The 19,572-nt window shown below is 58.2% G+C and carries 19 protein-coding genes; 8 read left to right on the top strand and 11 right to left on the bottom strand.

From position 1 onward, the window contains the following. The first annotated feature begins 5 nt into the window (after nt 1-5). The 3 genes from rnhA to GHO41_RS03540 all read left to right on the top strand — a co-directional run bounded on the left by rnhA (nt 6) and on the right by GHO41_RS03540 (nt 1,856). A complete protein-coding gene (gene rnhA / locus GHO41_RS03550) occupies nt 6-458 on the top strand; it encodes a ribonuclease HI (protein WP_048373061.1) in 453 nt (150 codons plus the stop codon). Continuing rightward, nucleotides 451-1,203 carry a DNA polymerase III subunit epsilon gene (gene dnaQ, locus GHO41_RS03545; RefSeq protein WP_048373063.1) on the top strand — a complete coding sequence of 251 codons (753 nt, stop codon included), beginning with the start codon at nt 451-453 and terminating at the stop codon, nt 1,201-1,203. Before rnhA ends, dnaQ begins: the two co-directional genes overlap by 8 nt. A gap of 80 nt (nt 1,204-1,283) precedes the next feature. Beyond that, entirely contained in the window at nt 1,284-1,856 is a 573-nt protein-coding gene (locus tag GHO41_RS03540; protein ID WP_048373064.1) for a GNAT family N-acetyltransferase, read from the top strand. A 48-nt stretch (nt 1,857-1,904) separates the two neighbouring features. Here the strand turns inward: GHO41_RS03540 and GHO41_RS03535 are convergent, their stop codons facing one another. Continuing rightward, nucleotides 1,905-2,816 (bottom strand): LysR family transcriptional regulator, encoded by a 912-nt coding sequence (locus tag GHO41_RS03535; protein ID WP_048373065.1) that lies wholly within the window; start codon nt 2,814-2,816, stop codon nt 1,905-1,907. A gap of 95 nt (nt 2,817-2,911) precedes the next feature. Further along, the gene (locus GHO41_RS03530; protein ID WP_048373067.1) at nt 2,912-3,154 is read right to left on the bottom strand and encodes a hypothetical protein; all 243 of its coding nucleotides are present in this window, start codon (nt 3,152-3,154) and stop codon (nt 2,912-2,914) included. Nucleotides 3,155-3,350: 196 nt separating this feature from the next. Between GHO41_RS03530 and GHO41_RS03525 the strand changes: the two genes are divergently transcribed. Further along, nucleotides 3,351-3,911, top strand: coding sequence for an NADPH-dependent FMN reductase (locus tag GHO41_RS03525; RefSeq protein WP_153432983.1), 561 nt, complete (start codon nt 3,351-3,353; stop codon nt 3,909-3,911). Between the two features lie 62 nt (nt 3,912-3,973). Here GHO41_RS03525 and phnX read toward each other — a convergent pair whose 3' ends face one another. Continuing rightward, on the bottom strand, nt 3,974-4,801 hold the full coding sequence (gene phnX / locus GHO41_RS03520; RefSeq protein WP_153432982.1) for a phosphonoacetaldehyde hydrolase: 828 nt from the start codon (nt 4,799-4,801) through the stop codon (nt 3,974-3,976). A gap of 69 nt (nt 4,802-4,870) precedes the next feature. Beyond that, nucleotides 4,871-5,980 (bottom strand): 2-aminoethylphosphonate--pyruvate transaminase, encoded by a 1,110-nt coding sequence (locus GHO41_RS03515; protein ID WP_153432981.1) that lies wholly within the window; start codon nt 5,978-5,980, stop codon nt 4,871-4,873. A 115-nt stretch (nt 5,981-6,095) separates the two neighbouring features. Between GHO41_RS03515 and GHO41_RS03510 the strand changes: the two genes are divergently transcribed. Then, nucleotides 6,096-6,953, top strand: a complete 858-nt coding sequence (locus tag GHO41_RS03510) for a LysR substrate-binding domain-containing protein (RefSeq protein WP_153390505.1) — start codon at nt 6,096-6,098, stop codon at nt 6,951-6,953. 96 nt (nt 6,954-7,049) lie between these two features. Continuing rightward, complete coding sequence (locus GHO41_RS03505) at nt 7,050-7,754, top strand: YebC/PmpR family DNA-binding transcriptional regulator (protein WP_048373078.1); 705 nt, start codon at nt 7,050-7,052, stop codon at nt 7,752-7,754. A gap of 85 nt (nt 7,755-7,839) precedes the next feature. Here GHO41_RS03505 and GHO41_RS03500 read toward each other — a convergent pair whose 3' ends face one another. From GHO41_RS03500 to GHO41_RS03490, 3 genes are all read right to left on the bottom strand, one after another. Continuing rightward, a complete protein-coding gene (locus GHO41_RS03500; protein WP_153432980.1) occupies nt 7,840-9,150 on the bottom strand; it encodes a protein kinase in 1,311 nt (436 codons plus the stop codon). Nucleotides 9,151-9,192: 42 nt separating this feature from the next. Next, nucleotides 9,193-10,344, bottom strand: a complete 1,152-nt coding sequence (locus GHO41_RS03495; protein ID WP_153432979.1) for a M14-type cytosolic carboxypeptidase — start codon at nt 10,342-10,344, stop codon at nt 9,193-9,195. Nucleotides 10,345-10,909: 565 nt separating this feature from the next. After that, on the bottom strand, nt 10,910-11,257 hold the full coding sequence (locus GHO41_RS03490; RefSeq protein WP_153432978.1) for a DUF6124 family protein: 348 nt from the start codon (nt 11,255-11,257) through the stop codon (nt 10,910-10,912). 130 nt (nt 11,258-11,387) lie between these two features. On the opposite strand from GHO41_RS03490, the gene GHO41_RS03485 reads away from it, so the two are divergent. Beyond that, the gene (locus GHO41_RS03485; protein ID WP_048373087.1) at nt 11,388-12,044 is read left to right on the top strand and encodes a LexA family transcriptional regulator; all 657 of its coding nucleotides are present in this window, start codon (nt 11,388-11,390) and stop codon (nt 12,042-12,044) included. Between the two features lie 56 nt (nt 12,045-12,100). Here GHO41_RS03485 and GHO41_RS03480 read toward each other — a convergent pair whose 3' ends face one another. Genes GHO41_RS03480 through GHO41_RS03465 form a run of 4 tightly spaced genes read right to left on the bottom strand, consistent with a single transcriptional unit; the run spans nt 12,101 to nt 17,661 of the window. Next, nucleotides 12,101-14,041 carry an acetyl/propionyl/methylcrotonyl-CoA carboxylase subunit alpha gene (locus GHO41_RS03480; RefSeq protein ID WP_153432977.1) on the bottom strand — a complete coding sequence of 647 codons (1,941 nt, stop codon included), beginning with the start codon at nt 14,039-14,041 and terminating at the stop codon, nt 12,101-12,103. Continuing rightward, nucleotides 14,038-14,856 (bottom strand): gamma-carboxygeranoyl-CoA hydratase, encoded by an 819-nt coding sequence (locus GHO41_RS03475; RefSeq protein ID WP_153432976.1) that lies wholly within the window; start codon nt 14,854-14,856, stop codon nt 14,038-14,040. The genes GHO41_RS03480 and GHO41_RS03475 overlap by 4 nt, the downstream gene beginning before the upstream one ends. 22 nt (nt 14,857-14,878) lie before the next feature. Further along, the gene (locus tag GHO41_RS03470; RefSeq protein ID WP_153432975.1) at nt 14,879-16,486 is read right to left on the bottom strand and encodes a carboxyl transferase domain-containing protein; all 1,608 of its coding nucleotides are present in this window, start codon (nt 16,484-16,486) and stop codon (nt 14,879-14,881) included. Between the two features lie 11 nt (nt 16,487-16,497). Beyond that, on the bottom strand, nt 16,498-17,661 hold the full coding sequence (locus GHO41_RS03465) for an isovaleryl-CoA dehydrogenase (protein ID WP_048373095.1): 1,164 nt from the start codon (nt 17,659-17,661) through the stop codon (nt 16,498-16,500). Nucleotides 17,662-17,867: 206 nt separating this feature from the next. On the opposite strand from GHO41_RS03465, the gene GHO41_RS03460 reads away from it, so the two are divergent. Continuing rightward, a complete protein-coding gene (locus GHO41_RS03460) occupies nt 17,868-19,550 on the top strand; it encodes an AMP-binding protein (protein WP_153432974.1) in 1,683 nt (560 codons plus the stop codon). Nucleotides 19,551-19,572 lie beyond the last annotated feature (22 nt).

The raw sequence follows: 19,572 nt of genomic DNA, 5'->3' as shown, positions 1-19,572 counted from the left end.
TGGCAATGAGCGATTGCGTAGAAATGTTCACCGATGGAGCCTGCAAGGGTAACCCTGGCCCGGGTGGCTGGGGGGCTTTGCTGGTCTATCAAGGCGTTGAAAAAGAACTCTGGGGCGGCGAGCCCGACACCACCAACAATCGCATGGAGTTAATGGCGGCCATTCGCGGGCTTGAAGAGCTCAAGCGCCCCTGCGAAGTCTTGCTGGTCACCGACTCGCAGTACGTGATGAAAGGCATCACCGAGTGGATGGTCAACTGGAAGAAGCGCGGGTGGAAAACCGCTGCCAAAGAGCCGGTGAAAAATGCCGACCTGTGGAAGCAACTGGACGAACAAGTCAATCGCCACACGGTGAAATGGCAGTGGGTGCGCGGGCACATTGGCCATCATGGCAATGAGCGTGCTGACCAGTTGGCCAATCGCGGGGTCGAGGAAATGAGGGGCAAAAAACATGCGTAGTGTAGTACTCGATACTGAAACCACCGGTATGCCCGTCACCGATGGTCATCGGGTGATCGAGATTGGTTGCGTGGAATTAATGGGCCGTCGCCTCACCGGCCGTCATTTTCACGTGTACCTGCAACCTGACCGTGAAAGTGACGAGGGTGCCATCGGCGTCCACGGTATTACCAATGAGTTTCTGGTCGGCAAACCGCGTTTTGGCGAAGTCGCCGACGAGTTTTTCGACTTCATCTCGGGTGCTCAACTGATCATTCATAACGCCGCGTTTGACGTCGGCTTTCTGAATAACGAGTTTGCCTTGATCGGGCAGACCGACCGCGCTGACATCACCCAACACTGCACCATTCTCGATACCCTGATGATGGCGCGTGGCCGTCACCCTGGGCAGCGCAATAGCCTGGATGCTTTGTGCAAACGCTATGGTGTAGACAACTCGGGCCGTGAGTTGCACGGCGCCTTGCTCGACTCCGAGATTCTGGCGGATGTTTACCTGGCCATGACCGGTGGGCAAACCAGCCTGTCGCTGGCGGGTAATGCGTCTGATGGCCATGAGTCGGGTGAGAGTTCTGGCAGCCAGGCCACGGAAATTCGCCGTTTGTCAGCGAGCCGTCAACCAGGTCGGATTATTCGTGCAAGTGAAAGTGACTTGGCCGAACATGCGGCGCGCCTTGAGGCGATTGCCAAGTCGGCGGGTGGTCCGTCGTTGTGGGCACAACTCATCGAAGCTCAAACCCGGCACTAGATCTATCATGGTTGTCACGCCGTCGCGGATTGCGATGGCGATTTGCAGGGGTATTTCACCGCAAGAAAGAGGGATTTTTCATGCACCTGGTTTTGAACCCCAATGACCCCGTGGTTTCGGTTCGATTGGCGGATGAAGGGTTTGCGCCTTATGTATGGGGCAATGATTTTAGTTTTGAAGTAAACGCGTATGCCCGTGCTGACCGTCATAAAAAGGTCGAGCACTGGCCTTTGGACATGATCACGCCCTATCGCAAGTGTTACGGCATAGACCCGGATGAATTTGCCAGTTTCATTGGGGCGCCGGACAGTGCGATTTTCATGGCTTATCTGGATGATCAGCCGGTAGGGCATGTGGTCGTCAGTACAAACTGGAATGGCTTTGCCCATGTCGATGAACTGGCCGTTGCCGCTTGTGCGCGCCGTCATGGTGTGGCCAAGTCATTGCTCGATGTGGTCAAGTTCTGGAGTCACAAGAAAAAACTGCAGGGCATCATGCTCGAAACCCAAAACAACAACATCGGTGCCTGCCGCTTGTATGAGCGTTGCGGGTATCAGGTGGGCGGTATCGATTATTTGCGCTATCGCGGCATTGATCCGCAAACCTGCGAAGTGGCGATTTTTTGGTATCTGCTGTTTGAAAGCCAGGTGTAGCCGCTACCGCAGGCTGCCATCTTTACAGGTAAGAAACCTAAGGTCGTGTTAAAGGGTGACGGCGCCCTGGTCTGCCAGCAAGACCTCGGCCCGTTCACGCACAATCTCAAGCAGCGCTTTAAGCGCTGCGCCGGGCTCTGAGCCTTTGCGCGTAAGGGCATACAGTGTCACGGGAACTGCGGGTGATAACGGGCACACGTCCAGCCCGCTGTTTTTGGCGCCAATGGCGGTAAACGGATCCACCAGCGCCAGGCCTTCCCCCGCTTCAACCATGCTGCGCATCATCTGATAGCTTTGTACGTCAATGTGTACCACCGGCGCTGGCCGCAGTGTGTGCAGCTTGCTGTCGAGCATTCTGCTCAGCGGGTCGTGCTGACGCAGGCCAATCATGGCTTGGCCGGCCAGATCGTGCAGGGCGATGTACTTTTGTTTCGGGCCAAGCCAGCCGTGAGGCGCGAGCAATTGGACTTTTCCCTGGGCCAACTTCTGGCTATCAACGCCCGGCTGCTCGGCCGGTTGCAGAGCCAGGCCGACGTCGCATTCATCCATTAGCACGCGGCGTACTATTTCAGAGAAGCACTGGCTGCTCAGGGTCGTGGGCGTGTCGGGGAAGCGTCGTCTCAACGTCGCAACGCTGTGCGGCAGCAAGGGCTGCGCCAAGGTCTCGCTACAGGCCACGCGCAAGGTCGGGTCCTGATGCTGGCGCAAGGCGTCGCCAAGTCGGCGAAGCGGGTCTGCATCCATGTACAACTGATTGACCAGCGGTTGCAGCAGGAGGGTTTCGCGAGTGGCTTGCAGGCGTCCGCGCACGCTGGCAAACAGCATGAAGCCGAGCTGTTGCTCGGCTTCATGGAGTGTCGCGCTCAGCGTGGATACAGGCAGTTGCAACCACTCGGCCGCATGGTCGAGGTTGCCGGTCTGCAAGATCGCCTGGATCACTTCGATGTGGCGTAAACGCATGCGTGAAGTCCGTATTCAGCGGGTCAGGTGGCGCGTTAGCCTGGCCTGACCCCAGTCTCATCCTGTGACTTCAGCGTTATCCCGGTGGCTGAGGGTTACTCAGGCGTTACAACGGCGTCAGGCTTTGTCGCCACGGCGGTTTGCGAATCACGCGTTAGCAGCACTTTCGACTGGATCAGTTCGAACTCGTTGTCACTGATCTTGGTAACGCGATCTCCAATAGCCAGCTTGTAGGTGACCACAGGGTGACCCTCTACCACTGTTTCAAACTCATGCACCGAATAGACACGGCCTTCCGCGTCTCTTGCATGAAATTGCCCAACTAAAACTGCAGCCATTTGTAGAGAACCTCTGGAGATAAACACCCAATTTGCGGCTCTGTAGACCGTTGATCAGTAGGGGAAGTTTAACGATTTGGAAAAAATAGTCCGGCTACTTTACAGGCTTGCCCGCCGATAAGGTAAATCGAACTGCAAGAAAGCCGCCCGATCATCTATAACTAATATTCCTACAGCCACAGACTCGGAGTTTTCTATGAGCAAGGTCTACAACGTAGCAGTGCTAGTCGGTAGTTTGAGGAAGGATTCGCTCAATCGAAAAGTGGCTCATGCACTGGCAGAGCTGGCGCCGGCCAATTTGAAGCTGAACATTATCGAGATCGGGGATCTGGCGCTGTACAACGAGGACATTGATACCGCCACGCCACCCGCGGCCTACAGCGCTTTCCGTGATCAAGTACGCGCCGCCGATGCTGTGTTGTTTGTCACCCCTGAATACAACCGCTCGGTTCCGGCCGCCCTGAAAAACGCCCTTGACGTGGGTTCCCGCCCTTACGGTCAAAGTGTCTGGGGTGGTAAGCCTGGCGCAATCATCAGCGTGTCGCCGGGTGCCATCGGTGGTTTTGGCGCCAACCATCACTTGCGGCAATCGCTGGTCTTTCTGAATGTTCCTTGCTTGCAACAGCCAGAAGCCTACCTGGGCGGGGCCGGTAGCGTCTTTGATGACTCAGGCAAGCTGTCAGAAAAAACCCGTCCATTCCTGCAAGCCTTTATCGATGCCTACAGCCAGTGGGTTGAGCAATTGAAAAAAGCCTGATCGCGGATCAAGGCCTGCACGGCAGACGACTGCACCGGGCGCAGTCATCTGTCGGCCATCACTTAACTGCTTTGCGGCATTTCGCCGTTCGCCAGGCGTTTGTTGATATCGGCAATCACCTCGGGCAAATCGCTGAGGGTGTCGATCAAGTAATGCGGACGCGACCCTTCAAACAAGCGGTGAATACGTGCGCGTTCCGAGGCCAGGGTGGCTGGGTCCAGCGCACGGTATTGCTCGTACGTCAGGCCCAGCGCGTTGCCGGAACACACCAACGCCACCGTCCACATGCCCGCACGGCGGCCTTCAAGAATGCCTGGCACGGTGTCGTCGACTTTTACGCAAGCGCCCACATCATCGATACCCAGCGCGATCACATTAGCCAGCGCCTGGGCAGGCCACGGGCGGCCATTAGGCACGTCGTCAGTGGCTACGACGTGATCGGCGGTGTAACTATTGGTAGCTGCCAGCTCCACGACCTTGGCCATCACTTGCGCCGGATAGCCTGAACACGAACCGATTTTGAGCCCTTGCCTGCGTAACAGGGCGATGGTTTCCAGTGCGCCGGGGATTAGCGCGGAGTGCTCGGCGATTTTTTCGATTTGCAGCGGCATAAAGCGTTGGTAAATAGCCGTGACATCGTCGTCGCTCGGTGTGCGGCCAAAAACCTTTTTGTAGCGCTCACTGATCTGTGGTTGATCGCACAGGGTACGAATGTGATCCCACTTGCCCATGCCCATGGGGCCGCGGGCTTCCTCGATCGACACCTGCACGTCGAACTCGGCAAAGGCTTCGACAAAAATCTGGGTTGGGGCGAAGGAGCCAAAGTCGACCACGGTGCCGGCCCAGTCGAGAATCGCTGCCTGAAGTTTGCTTGGGTTGGTGTAGTTCATGTCTGTAAATCCTGTATGAGCAGCCTTGGCTGCACGAAATAAACGGGGTGGTGTGAGGTCGGAGCGGTCTTAAATGTCCAGCACTTCCATTTCGCCCAGCGCCTGGGCGATGGCAGTGACCGCTGCGTGCATGTCGATGGAACTGACGTGCCCGATACAGCCGACGCGGAACGTTTCGACTTGGGTCAATTTGCCGGGATACAGGATGAAACCCTTGGCCTTGACCCGTTCGTAGAACGTTTTGAAGTCATAGCGCGGGTCTTTGGGGGCATGGAAGGTCACGATGATCGGTGCCTGAATCGCTGCGGGCAGAAAGCTGCGCAACCCAAGCCGGGCCATGCCGTCGAGCAGTGTCTGGCAGTTGTTGGCGTAGCGTTTGTGCCGTGCTGGCAAGCCGCCTTCTTCGTTGTATTGCAACAAGGCTTCGTGTAGCGCGGCGACGACGTGGGGGGGCGGGGTGAAGCGCCATTGCCCGGTCTTGGCCATGTAGGCGTGCTGGTCTTGCAGGTCCATTGCCAGCGAATGGGCGTTGCCGGCAGCGTTGGCCAGTGATTCTTTGCGGGCGAAGACAAAGCCCATGCCCGGTACGCCTTCCAGGCACTTGCCGGAGGCTGCGATCAGCGCATCGAAGGCGATTGTTTGTGCGTCGATGGGCAGGGCCCCGAAGGAACTCATGGCGTCGATGATCAGGCGTTTGCCGTGGCGGGCGATGACCGCCGCTATGTCTGACAGCGGGTTGAGGATCCCGGTGCTGGTTTCACAGTGAATCAAGGCGACGTGGCTGATACTCGGATCGGCCTTGAGCAGGCGCTCAACATCGGCGGCGGTGGTCGGTTGGTCTTCGGCGGTTTCAAAGATGCTGAAGCGGCGGGCGAGGACTTCGCAGATTTTTGCCAAACGCTTGCCGTATGCGCCATTGATCAGTACCAGGACATGGCCGTCGCGGGGCACCAGGGTACCCATCGCCGCTTCGACCGCGAACGTGCCGCTGCCCTGCAACGGTACGCAGTGGTGGGTCTCGCTGCCGTTGATGATCGCCAGCAATTGTTCGCACAAGCTGGCCGTCAACTGGTTGAAGCGGTCATCCCATGAACCCCAGTCGACCAGCATGGCCTGACGTGTGCGCAGCGAGGTCGTCAATGGGCCCGGGGTCAGCAGGATCGGCGCAGCAGGGGTCATTCTGGTTTCCTCACACACTTGGGATGGCAATTGATTACAGGGCATACGTTGCAGTTTGCGTTTCTATCAATCAAATTGTTTATTGTTATCTCAGCTATCGGCCAGGCTTATACCTATGAATTTATTCCAGCTTCGTGCGTTTGATGCAGTGGCCCGTGAAGGCAGCTTTACAAGGGCTGCGGCGCGCCTGTTTATCAGCCAGCCAGCGGTGACCGGGCATATCAAGGCGCTGGAGGAGCACTACCAAATCACCTTGCTGCGACGCACGGCACGGCGTGTGGAGCTAACGGAGGAGGGTACCCGGCTGGCGGCCATCACCCGTGCCATGTTCGGCTTGGTCGATGAGGCGCAGGTGTTGCTGGAGGCTAATCGCCAGCTTCTGACCGGGCGACTGGAGGTGGCCGCCGACGGTCCGCATATGGTGATGCCGATGCTGGCGAGCCTGCGTGCGCGGTATCCGGGGATTACCGTCAATTTGCGCTTGGGCAATGCCCAGGAAACCTTGAACGCGCTGTTGTCCGAGCACGTTGATGTGGCAGTGCTCACCGAGGTCGAGCCGCGCAAAGGGCTGACTTTGCGGGCCCTGCAAGAGTCGCGGATTTGCGTCCTGGTGCCGGCCAGTCACCCGTGGCTGGGGCTGGCGCAGGGTGTGGATATTGCGCAACTGGATCAGGTCATCATGGTGTTGCGCGAGCCGAGTTCGATTACCCGACGCACCTTTGATCAGGCCTGCGACCGTGCGGGCGTCAATCCGCGGGTGTTGCTGGAGCTGGACAGTCGTGAAGCCGTGACCGAGGCGGTGGCGGCGCAATTGGGGATAGGCATTGTGTCGTCAGCAGAAGTCAGCCACGACCCGCGGGTAGGGGCTGTTCCGATCAACGGTGCAGGCTTGGTAAACCGCCATATGCTCGGCTGCATGGAGCGCCGCGCAGAGCTGCGGCTGATCAAAGCGTTTATGGAGCTTGCAGCCTAAATTGGATTTTTTGGTCGATTGACGACTTTCAGCCGTATAAACTTGCATCCATTCGACGGCCAAGCCGCCGCGACACACCCGATTGAGAGATGAGTAATGGGCGCACAGTGGAAGGTTAAACACAAAGCGGAAGCCGCAAACAGCCGCGGCAAGATTTTCGGCAAGTTGGCCAAGGAGCTGACAGTAGCAGCCCGTAACGGTGCTGACCCGGACATGAATTCGCATTTGCGCCTGGTCTATGAGCAGGCCAAAAAAGCCTCGATGCCTGCCGATACCATCAAGCGTGCCATCAACAAAGGTGCCGGTATCGGTACTGAAGCGGTGCAATACACCCGCGTGACCTACGAAGGTTTCGCCCCGCATCAGGTGCCGTTGATTGTTGAGTGCCTGACTGACAACGTTAACCGTACTGTTGCTGAAATTCGTGTGGCATTCCGTAAGGGCCAGTTGGGCGCTTCGGGTTCGGTGGCATGGGACTTTAACCATGTAGGCCTGATCGAAGCCAAGCCGGACACAGCCGATGCTGATCCTGAGATGGCGGCTATCGAAGCTGGCGCCCAGGATTTTGAAGAAGGCGAAGAAGAAGGCACCACCTTGTTCATCACTGAAACCACTGACCTGGATGCGGTGCAGAAGGCACTGCCTGAGCAGGGTTTTACGGTGTTGTCGGCCAAGTTGGGTTACCAGGCGAAGAACCCGGTGACCAGCCTGACTGAGGAGCAAATGGCTGAAGTCCAGGAGTTCCTGGCCAAGCTTGAAGAGCAGGACGACGTGCAGGACCTGTTCGTAGCCTTGGCATAAATCCCGGTTGTGCTCGGCTCGCGATCTTTTAAATCATCAAAAGATCGCGAGGCAAGCTCGCTCCTACAGGAGGGTGGTGGGGCCTTCAGGCCAATGCCTGGCTGATGGCGGCGAAATCCGGGCGGGCCAATACGTCAGGTTGAGTGCACCGCTGCTGCAAATCCTTCCACTTCGCGTGTTGTTGATCGCTCATGTTTGAGTCGATTCGCTCCAGCAATTCCCCCATCAAAATCCCGAATGCACGGACTTCAATGCGTTGCAGGGCACGGCTCTGCGCGCTGTTGTCGAGGGCGTGAAAACACGCCGCGCCAAAGTCGCCAAGCAGGCAGTCACCTTCGTGGCTGTACAAAATATTGTGCGCGTATAAATCGCCATGGCAGATGCCTTGCGCATGCAAGTGATCTGCAGCCGAGGCGATACCGCGGGCAATACGCAAGGCGCTGTCGTAGGTGAAGCGGGTGCCAGGGGCATAGACGTCGCGGCTGCAGGTGTCGAAGCTGGGCAGGGCGGCCAGGTTCATGAACGACGGGTCGATCAGTTCCATGACCAGGCCAGCGGTTTGCTCGGGGTGCCCCGTTACACGGCCCAGAACCTTGATCAGGTTGGGATGCTGGCCGGCGGCAATGCAGGCATTCATTTCATTGAGCGGCGAACCATCGCTGGTCATGCTGCCTTTATACAGTTTGACCGCAACCGCGTGTGCCGCTTGGCCGGGAACATTCCATTGCGCCTGGTGAATAATCCCCGACGCGCCTTCGCCCAGTTTTTGCCCCAGCTCAAGGTGCGACCACTCGATGTCAGGAGTGTTGTCGGCTTCTCGCAGGGCGCTGGCGTCTTCACGCAACGGATTCCCGGCGTAGGCCAGCCAGCTCAAGCCCGGCAAGGCCAGCACGGTCTCAGGCAGTTCGGTGAACTGGTTGGCTGCCAGACGGATCAGTTCCAGACGCTCGCACCGGGCCAGGCTGGCCGGTAACGTTTGCAGGCGGTTGCCGGCCAACATCAGCTTTTGCAGCAAGGGCCGCTGGCCCAGTTCGTCGGGCAACTGCTGGATGCGGTTATCCGTGAGGATCAGCCAACGCAACAACGGCGGCAGCGCAGCGCCAGGGACGTGCTCGATTTGATTGGCCTTGAAGCCGATCATGCTCAGTTTCGCGCATTGCCCCAGGCAGGCGGGCAGTTCAGTGAACTGGTTGTCCGAGCAAAACAGAATGCGCAGATGGCTCAGGCGGTGCAGGTCCTCGGGTAAGCGGCTGAGGGCGTTGCCACTCAGATTGAGGATCTCCAGGGTGTCAGCCAACTGGAAAATTTCGGGTGGGAATTCAGTCAGCCCGCACGACAGATCCAGACGTTTAAGACCGACCAATTGGCCGGCGCGCAGTTTAGCGAGGGTATCCATAAGCAGGCGGTGTGTACTCGTGCACGTAAAAGAAAAAGTGGCTCAACGCAGCTCGCGAACCATGTCTGACAAGGTGCTCAGCACACTCTTGCCCAATTGCATGGAGCGCTTTCCAGACCAGCCGGTGATCGGGTCCGGTGCATTGTTGTGGTCCTTGAAGGGCATCTCAAGGGTTAGCGACAAGCAGCCAAAGCGGTCACCCACGCTGTTGCAGGCCAGGGTCATATTGGCTTGGCCGGGCTCGTCGCGGGTGTAGCCATGTTCGGTCTGAAAGTCGGGAGTCAGCTTGCTCAGGTGGCTGCGAAAACGCTCTTCTAGGGTGGCCTGGCGTTCGGTGTAGCTTGGGTTGCCTTCACACCCTGCGGTGAACACGTAGGGGATTTCTTCGTCGCCGTGAATGTCCAGAAACAGGTCGACACCGTAGTGCTTCATCTGCTCCAGGGCGAAGAATACTTCAGGGCTGACATCGCGCTCGGTATGTTGCCAGGCGCGGTTTAAATCCTGACCATTGGCATTGGTTCGCAAGTGCCCGTGAAACGCGCCGTCCGGGTTCATGTTCGGGATCAGGTACAGATCGGCGAAGTCCAGCAACTTTCGTAGCTGTGGGTCGCTGCCCTGTTCAAGGCGTTCAAGAATGCCCTGCATAAACCATTCGGCCATATGCTCGCCGGGGTGTTGCTGGGCGATGATCCAGATCTTGCGCTTGTGGCAGCCGCCGGTGCCTTTGCGCAATAGGGGTATATCGCGTCCTTCGACGCTTTTGCCGACGGCCAGTACCTCACAGCCAGACCACTGCAACGCGTTTTTGATCAACTCGTCGTGGCGTGCACGGCTGTAGGGTTCGAAGTAAGCAAACCAGACCTGTGGTTGCTCTGCTTTCAGGCTGAAGGTCAGCGCAGTGCCGTCGAACTCAGTCGGGACGCGAAACCAGTTTTCGTGGTCGTAGGACGCCACCGCTTGATAGCCATCCCACGCTTTGTTGTAGGAAGACTGGCTGGCGTTGCCTAATTCAAAACGATGGGTCTGACCAATTTGCAGGCCATCGACCTTGAAATGAAACCACTGGAAATGTGCGCTCCGGGTGTCGGGTTTTATCGCCAGCCGCACATGCAGCGGATTGCTGGCATCCAGTACCTGGATGTTGCCACTGTCAAAGTCACTGGTGATATGAAGTGCAGAGGGCGCCACGGTCATCGTCCAAATCCCGGAATCAGATAATTGTGGTCGCTACTTTACCTTGCAACCGCAATGGGCCAATACGCAATTTTGGAAAGGGGAGGAGAGGACAACGGGGGGGCGTCATCCTTGACGCCGCGCGAGAATAGCGTTTTTGAGAGTGATTCTCAAGTTCAAAATCGCTATTACGGCTAAGGTATTGGGTAATAAGCTTCCGCTGGTCAATATTCTTTTGCTATCATCGCCGGCATCGTAGCGGCCACCGAAAAAAAACGGCCGCACACAAGACTTCATTAGCCTGAAGCACGCTGAGCCAGATAACTGGCCGCAAAAAAAAGACCCGGCCATAAGCCGGGTCAAATAACCGTGATTAGCCTGATGAGGAGATAATTCGAAGACCGACCTAAGGTCATTTGAATTATCGACTGATCTCGCGACCAGTTGCTTGCAATAGTAATCATTATCATTTGCAAGTCAAACGATTTTCCTCACTTTTTCGACATTTATTTTCCCTTTCTCCTACAAAGGCTCTGGCTCGCTGGTTTACCAATCAAGCGACTGGGCATCTTTTTGGCTGTTTCAGCTACCGATTGTTCAGTTTTTGCACATCCAGGGCCTTGTCCAGGAGCTGTTTGGCTGACTCGATAAAAAATGCCAGTGCCAGAAACTGATCGCGATGCGCACCCTGATGGGTGTCTGCTGCGCTATGCACCATGCTCACCCCGCATCGCAAGTATTCGCAGGCAGTGACCATGGCTTCTTCCTGGCTCACGTCATCAATCACAACGAACACTTTCTTCTCTTGAGGCGGCTGAGAAACAGCTGGTTTCAAATAATAGTCGAGTGCGCGCTGGGTGGCGGCGTCGTCTTTTAGCGCTTCAAGCTCAATATCGAGCTCAGTTTCCGGCGTGATTTTTGTTATGGAAGTCATGATTTACCTGCGTTTCTGAGATTAATCGGATCAGCCGGAGTCAGATTAGTACAATAAGTATTTTGAGCATTGGTTTAAATAATACGGAATGTGTATTGTTGCTCGGAATTCAATCCGTATTGTTCGGCCAATGGATAAATGGATCGCTTTAGTCAGAACCAAATTGCGCGAGCAAAAACTCACGCAAGAGAAACTCGCCGAACGCGTTGGCGCTTCCCAAGGGGGCGTTGGGCATTGGCTCAATAAACGCCGTCAGCCCGACCTGCTCACGATGAACAAAGTGCTGCACGCCTTGGGGCTGGAGCACCTGGAAGTCGCCTTGGTGATTCGTGGACGCAATGAGGCGGCGAATGACCCGAGCGTTGACGAACCCACCTACGACATAACGTCTGCATTCCGTTATCCCGTCAGTGACTGGGCGACGGCAGGCCAGATTAACGAGAAAGTGCTGCCGGGTTATCAGCCGGGCATCCGTTTTGAGGTCAGCGACCATTACGCCAAAGGGGCGGCATTCTGGTTGCAAGTGATGGGGGATGCGATGACAGCCCCAATGGGCGTCAGTGTTCCGCAAGGCATGATGATTCTGGTGGATCCGGATATCGAGGCAGAACCCGGCAAAATGGTGATTGCCCGTACACCTGAGTTGACCGAGGCGACGTTCAGGCAGCTCAGCGAAGAAAGCGGCCAGCTTTACCTCAAGCCGCTGAACCCGACTTACCCGAAAGTGTTGTTTGATGAGCGTTGCTCGATTATCGGGGTGGTGGTGCAGGCCAGCACCAAATTTTGAATAACATCCGGCACAGGCCCGGAAAAAAGCGGATACCGTTGCCGGTATCCGCTTTTTTATTCCATTTCGATCAGTGCGGTTCCCTCGCTGACCATTTCCCCTTCCTCGCAGAACAACGCCTTGATGACGCCCGCCTGGGGGGCTCGCAGGCTGTGCTCCATCTTCATTGCTTCTAGCACTACGAGTTGCGCGCCGGCCTCGACCGTCTGGCCTATTTCTACCAGCACGCGTACCACGCTGCCATTCATGGGCGCTGTCAGGCCGCCTTGCTGGCCGTGGCTGGCGCTGACGGCGGCAATAGGGTCGTAGAGGCTGATGCTGTGAACTTCGCCTTGCCAGCGCATGTACAGCGTGTCGGCGTGACGAATGGCCAGGTGTTGACGGCGTATCCCTTCGTGTTCGATCACCAGCTGTTCGTTGTGCAAGGTGGCCTTGGGTTCACCGAGGCTGATCACCTGGCGTTCATCACCGGCGCTCAAGACCAGCAGGGTTTTAGCCGGCAGGCCGCTGCGAAAGCCCGTGTGCAAGGCCCAGGGTGACGTCGGGTCATCGTCGAGCGGCTCAGGGGCCAGGCTTTGCTGGAAGGCTTGAGCGGCGGCCTGCCAAAAGGCGCCTGGCAACGGTTGGGCAGGCGGCAGCAGTTGCGCCTGATACCGCGGGATAAACCCGGTGTCCAGTTCGGCTGCGGCAAAGGCCGGATGGCCGATGATGCGGCGCAGGAAGCTCAGGTTGGTTTTCAAGCCACCAATGGCGAACTCATCGAGCATCGCCAGCAAGCGCAAGCGGGCTTGTTCACGGTCTTCGCCCCAGGCAATCAGCTTGCCGAGCATCGGGTCATAAAACGGTGACACTTCATCGCCTTCGCTGACACCGCTGTCTACCCGGCGTCCCGCCCCGGCTGCTGACTCGCGGTACACCTGAAGGCGACCGGTTTGCGGGAGGAAGTCATTGCTCGGATCTTCAGCATACAAACGCACTTCAATCGCGTGCCCGCGTAACGGCACTTGCGCCTGGGTGATCGGCAAGGCTTCGCCGCGTGCCACACGGATTTGCCAGTCCACCAGGTCCAGGCCGGTGATGGCCTCAGTCACCGGGTGTTCGACTTGCAGGCGGGTGTTCATCTCCATAAAGAAGAATTCGCCACGGGCATCGAGCAAGAACTCCACGGTGCCGGCACCGACGTAGCCGATGGCCTGCGCGGCACGTACCGCCGACTCACCCATGGCGCGGCGTTGCTCTGCACTGAGGCCGGGGGCGGGGGCTTCTTCAACGACTTTCTGGTGGCGCCGCTGAATCGAGCAGTCGCGTTCGTTGAGGTACAGGCAGTTGCCGTGCTGGTCGGCAAACACCTGGATCTCGACATGCCGGGGTTTGAGTACATATTTTTCGACCAGCATCCGCGCATCGCCAAACGAAGACAGTGCTTCACGCTGAGCAGAAGCCAGGGCGTCGGCCAGTTGGCTGACGTCCTCGACTACTTTCATACCCTTGCCACCGCCACCCGCCGTGGCTTTTAGCAGCACCGGGTAGCCAATACGCTCGGCGGCAACGCGGAAGGTTTCCAGGTCTTGCGCTTCGCCGTGATAGCCCGGCACTAACGGCACACCGGCCGTTTCCATCAAGGCTTTGGCGGCGGACTTGCTGCCCATGGCATCAATGGCCGAGGCGGGCGGCCCGAGAAAAATCAGCCCGGCGGCTTCAATCGCACGGGCAAAGCCTGCGTTCTCGGACAAGAAGCCATACCCCGGATGTATCGCTTGCGCGCCGCTGGCCTGGGCGGCGGCAATGATCTTGTCGATTTTCAGGTAGCTGTCGGCGGCCTTGCTGCCACCCAGATCAACGCAGATATCAGCTTCGCGACAATGCCGCGCATCGCGGTCAGTGCTGCTGTGCACGGCGACTGTGGTGAGGCCCAGCGCCTTGGCGGTGCGCATGACCCGGCAGGCGATTTCACCGCGGTTGGCGACCAGTAACGAAGTAATCAGAGGGGCGCTCATGAACGCGGCTCCTGGGTCGATGTGTCTGTTTGCCAGCGGGGCGTGCGTTTTTGCAGAAAGGCCCGCAAGCCTTCCTGGCCTTCAGGGCTGACCCGGATCCGGGCAATTGCGTTTTCGCAGTAGCGGCGAATGGCAGGCGTCGGCGCGCCGTGGCTGACTTCGCGCAGCAAGTCCTTGCAGGCGCGCATGGCCTGCGGGCTGTTGAGTAACAGGTTGTCGACCCAATGGTCGATCTGCTGCTCCAGCTCGACCAGCGGGTAGCATTCTGCAAGCAGCCCCAGTTCGCGGGCGCGCAGCCCGCTGAAGCGCTCGGCGGTCAGGGCAAAACGGCGGGCGGCGCGTTCGCCAATGGCTTGCACGACAAACGGGCTGATAACGGCCGGGGCCAGGCCGATGCGCACTTCAGACAAACAAAACTGCGCGTCCTCGGCACCAATCGCCATGTCGCAGGCGCTGATCAAGCCTAAGGCACCGCCATACGCGGCGCCTTGGACCACCGCCAGGGTCGGGATTTTCAGTTTGGCCAGGTTGTACATCAACTCGGCCAGGTGCCGCGCATCATCCAGATTGGTGTTGTAGTCGAGTTCGGCCGATTGTTGCATCCAGGCCAGATCGGCCCCGGCGCTGAAATGCTTGCCGCGTCCGCGCAGCAACAGAAAGCGCAGCGTGCCATCGCTCTGAACCTTATCAAGCGCGACGATCAGTTCCTGGATCATCTCGGCGTTAAAGGCGTTGTTCTTCTGCTCGCGACTCAACCACAGGGTGGCGAAACCCCGAGGGTCGGTGTGCAGTTCAAGGGTGTTGAAGTCGTTCATGTGCGTCAGTCCTTTCATCGCATTACATGCGGAACACGCCGAAACGCGTGGCTTCGATGGGCGCGTTCAACGCTGCCGACAAGCCCAGCGCCAACACCTCGCGGGTTTGCGCCGGGTCAATCACGCCGTCATCCCACAACCGGGCACTGGAGTAGTAGGGGTGGCCCTGATGCTCGTATTGATCGAGGATCGGCTGCTTGATCTCGGCTTCTTCTTCGCGGCTGAACACCAGCCCGTTGCGTTCGGCCTGCTCGCGCTTGACCTGCACCAGCACCCCGGCGGCTTGCTCGGCGCCCATCACGCCGATACGTGCGTTTGGCCACATCCACAAAAAGCGCGGGTCGTAGGCGCGTCCACACATGCCGTAGTTACCGGCGCCAAAGCTGCCGCCGATGATCACGGTGAACTTGGGTACTTTGGCGCAAGCCACCGCCGTCACCAGTTTGGCGCCGTGCTTGGCGATACCGCCCGCTTCGTATTTTTGCCCGACCATAAAGCCGGTGATGTTTTGCAAAAACACCAATGGGATGCCGCGCTGGCAGGCCAACTCAATAAAGTGCGCGCCTTTTTGTGCCGCTTCGGCAAACAAGATGCCGTTATTGGCCAGGATCGCTACCGGGTAGCCGTGCAAATGAGCAAAACCACAGACCAGCGTGGTGCCGAACAGCGCTTTGAACTCATCGAATACCGAGCCGTCCACCAGCCGCGCAATGACTTCGCGCACATCAAAAGGCTGTTTGGCATCGGCCGGGACGATGCCGTACAGCTCGTCATTGGGATACAGCGGCGCCAATGGGCTGCGGTGGTTCAACTGGCCCAGCTTGCGCCAGTTGAGGTTGGCCACACTGCGGCGGGCCAGCGCCAGGGCATGCTCGTCACTGTCAGCGTAATGGTCGGCAACGCCGGACACCTTGCAGTGCACGTCGGCACCGCCCAGGTCTTCAGCACTGACCACTTCGCCGGTGGCCGCTTTTACCAGGGGCGGCCCGGCCAGGAAAATCGTCGCTTGCTGGCGCACCATAATTGCTTCGTCAGCCATGGCCGGCACATAGGCGCCGCCTGCGGTGCACGAGCCCATGACCACGGCGATTTGCGGAATGCCGGCCGCGCTCATGTTGGCCTGATTAAAGAAGATCCGACCAAAGTGCTCGCGATCCGGGAACACTTCATCCTGACGCGGCAGATTGGCGCCGCCCGAGTCCACCAGATAAATGCACGGCAAGCGGTTTTGCTCGGCAATCGTCTGCGCGCGCAGGTGCTTCTTTACCGTCAGCGGGTAGTAAGAACCGCCTTTGACCGTGGCATCGTTCGCCACAATCATGCATTCAACCCCTTCGACCCTACCAATGCCGGCGATGATTCCTGCTGCCGGAACGTCTTCGCCGTACACGCCATAGGCAGCCAACTGACTGAGTTCCAGAAAGGCCGAGCCCGTGTCCAGCAACCGGTCAATCCGCTCACGTGGCAGCAACTTGCCACGTGAGGTGTGGCGCTCTTGGGCCTTGGCGCCGCCGCCTTGCTGCACCTGCTCAAGCAACGCGTGCAGGGCGTCGACCTGTTTGAGCATGGCCTCGCGGTTGGTCGCGAACTCCGCAGAGCGCGGGTTGATGGTCGTATGCAAGATGGACATACGTGCGCTCCTCAGCGGGTTTCGTTAAACAGTTCGCGACCAATCAACATACGGCGGATTTCACTGGTGCCCGCGCCGATCTCATAGAGCTTGGCGTCACGCAGCAGGCGCCCGGCAGGGAATTCATTGATGTAGCCGTTACCGCCCAGAATCTGGATCGCGTCGAGGGCCATTTGCGTGGCGCGCTCGGCGCTGTACAAGATCACCCCGGCGGCGTCCTTGCGCGTGGTTTCGCCGCGTTCGCAGGCAGCCGCCACTGCGTACAGGTAAGCGCGGCTGGCATTGAGCTGGGTGTACATGTCGGCCACCTTGCCCTGGATCAGCTGGAATTCGCCGATGCTCTGGCCAAACTGTTTGCGGTCGTGGATGTACGGCACCACCAAGTCCATGCACGCCTGCATGATCCCGGTCGGGCCGCCTGAAAGCACGACACGCTCGTAATCGAGGCCACTCATCAACACTTTGACGCCTGCGTTGAGGGTGCCCAGGAGGTTTTCTTCGGGCACTTCAACGTCGTCGAAAAACAGCTCGCAGGTGTTCGAACCGCGCATGCCGAGCTTGTCGAAATGGGTGCTGCGGCTGAAGCCTTTCCAGTCACGCTCAACAATAAAAGCGCTGATGCCGTGTGGGCCTTTTTCCAGGTCGGTTTTGGCGTAGATCACATACGTGTTGGCGTCCGGGCCGTTGGTGATCCAGGTTTTGCTGCCGTTAAGGACGAAATGATCACCGCGCTTGTCGGCGCGCAGCTTCATCGACACCACGTCAGACCCGGCATTTGGCTCGCTCATGGCCAGGGCGCCAATGTGTTCGCCGCTGATCAACTTGGGCAGGTATTTGAGTTTTTGCGCGTGGCTGCCGTTGCGGTTGATCTGGTTGACGCACAGGTTGGAGTGCGCCCCGTATGAAAGGGCTACCGATGCCGAGCCGCGGCTGATTTCTTCCATGGCGACCACGTGAGCCAGGTAGCTCAGGCCAGTCCCGCCGTATTCTTCCGGCACGGTGATGCCCAGCAGGCCCATGTCACCGAACTTGCGCCACATGTCAGCGGGGAACAGGTTGTCTTTGTCGATTTGCGCCGCGCGGGGGCTGAGTTCGTCAGCCACAAAGGCTTGTACCTGATCGCGCAGCATGTCGATGGTTTCGCCCAGGGCGAAGTTCAAAGTCGGGTAGCTCATGGGGCACCTTGGTCATTGTTCTTATAAACGGCGTTAACAGCATCGCCATGGGTAAGCTTTACGTTAACGTAAACTTGGCAATGAATGCTGTCAATGACCTTTACGTTAACGTCAACTTGGTTCAGAGTAATTGCTATTCTGCACAGAGGGAATGCGTGAGTGCGCGTCTTCCCCATGCTCCCAAAACAATCACAAGAGGAGTTGTCATGAAGCCGCAATCTGTCCCCAGTTACAGCCAGGGCGCGCTGGACAAGCCGTTGCTGGCGATGACCATCGGTCAGGCGTTCGATCAAACCGCTGCCCGCTACCCCGACGGTGAAGCGTTGGTGGTGCGCCATCAGCAGCAGCGTTACAACTGGGCGCAGTTGGCTCAGGCCGTTGACCTTCACGCCAGGGCCTTTCTGGCGTTGGGCATGCAGGCGGGCGACCGGTTGGGCGTGTGGGCGCCTAACTGTGCCGAGTGGTTTATCTGCCAGTTTGCCAGCGCCAAAATTGGCGTGATTCTGGTCAACATCAACCCGGCCTATCGTTTGTCTGAGCTTGAATACGTGCTCAAACAATCAAAGTGCCAGTGGCTGGTGAGCGCGAGTACGTTCAAGACCTCGAACTACCACGCGATGCTCCAGGAGTTGCTGCCTGAGCTGGAAGGGCAGGCGGCCGGGCAACTCAACAGCGAGCGTTTTGAAGACTTGCGCGGGGTGATCAGCCTCGATGCACAACCGCCCGCAGGGTTCTTGCCCTGGCCGCAACTGGCCACATTGGGCAGCGGCATTGCAGTGCAGCAACTCTACGTGCGACAGGCCAGCCTTCAGCCCGACCAGCCGGTGAACATTCAGTACACCTCTGGCACCACGGGCTTTCCTAAAGGTGCGACGCTCAGCCACCGCAATATTCTCAACAACGGTTACATGGTTGGCGAAAGCCTGGGGCTGACGGCCGCTGACCGGCTGGTGATTCCGGTGCCGCTGTATCACTGCTTTGGCATGGTGATGGGCAACCTGGGGTGCGTAACCCACGGCACCACCATGATTTACCCGGGCGACGCCTTTGACCCCACGCTGACCCTGCAAGCCATCGCCGAAGAGCGGGCTACAACGCTATACGGGGTGCCGACCATGTTTATTGCCTTGCTCGATCACCCCGAGCGCGCCGGCTTTGACGTGTCGAGCCTGCGTACCGGGATCATGGCCGGCGCCACCTGTCCGATAGAAGTGATGCGCCGCGTGATCAGCGAAATGCACATGGGTGAGGTGCAAATTGCTTATGGCATGACTGAAACCAGCCCGGTGTCCATGCAGACCGGGCCGGATGATGATCTGGAATTACGCGTGACCACCGTAGGGCGTACCCAGCCGCATCTGGAGAACAAGCTGATCGACGCGCAAGGCAATATCGTCGCTCGCGGTGAGGTGGGTGAACTGTGCACCCGTGGTTACAGCGTGATGCTGGGTTACTGGAACAACCCGCAAGCGACCCGCGAAGCTTTGGACAGCGAAGGCTGGATGCACACCGGTGACCTGGCAGAGATGAATGAGCAGGGCTATGTGCGCATTGTCGGGCGCAACAAGGACATGATCATTCGGGGCGGCGAGAACATTTATCCGCGTGAGCTGGAAGAATTCTTTTTCACCCACCCTGCGGTGGCGGATGTGCAGGTTATCGGGATCCCGGATGAAAAATACGGCGAAGAGATTGTCGCCTGGATCAAATTTCACCCTGGCCACAGTGCTAACGAGCTTGAGTTGCAAACGTGGTGCAAGTCGCGCATCGCCCACTTCAAGACGCCGCGACACTTCAAGTTTGTCGACGTCTTCCCGATGACCGTGACCGGCAAGATCCAAAAATTCAAAATGCGCGAAATCAGTATTTTGGAGATCAGAAAGGTCTAGGCCGCTGGTTTTATGTGGAACT

This window comes from Pseudomonas sp. FSL R10-0399 (genome assembly GCF_009600165.1).
Lineage (GTDB): Bacteria > Pseudomonadota > Gammaproteobacteria > Pseudomonadales > Pseudomonadaceae > Aquipseudomonas > Aquipseudomonas helleri.
This window is presented reverse-complemented; position numbering and strand designations above follow the sequence as displayed.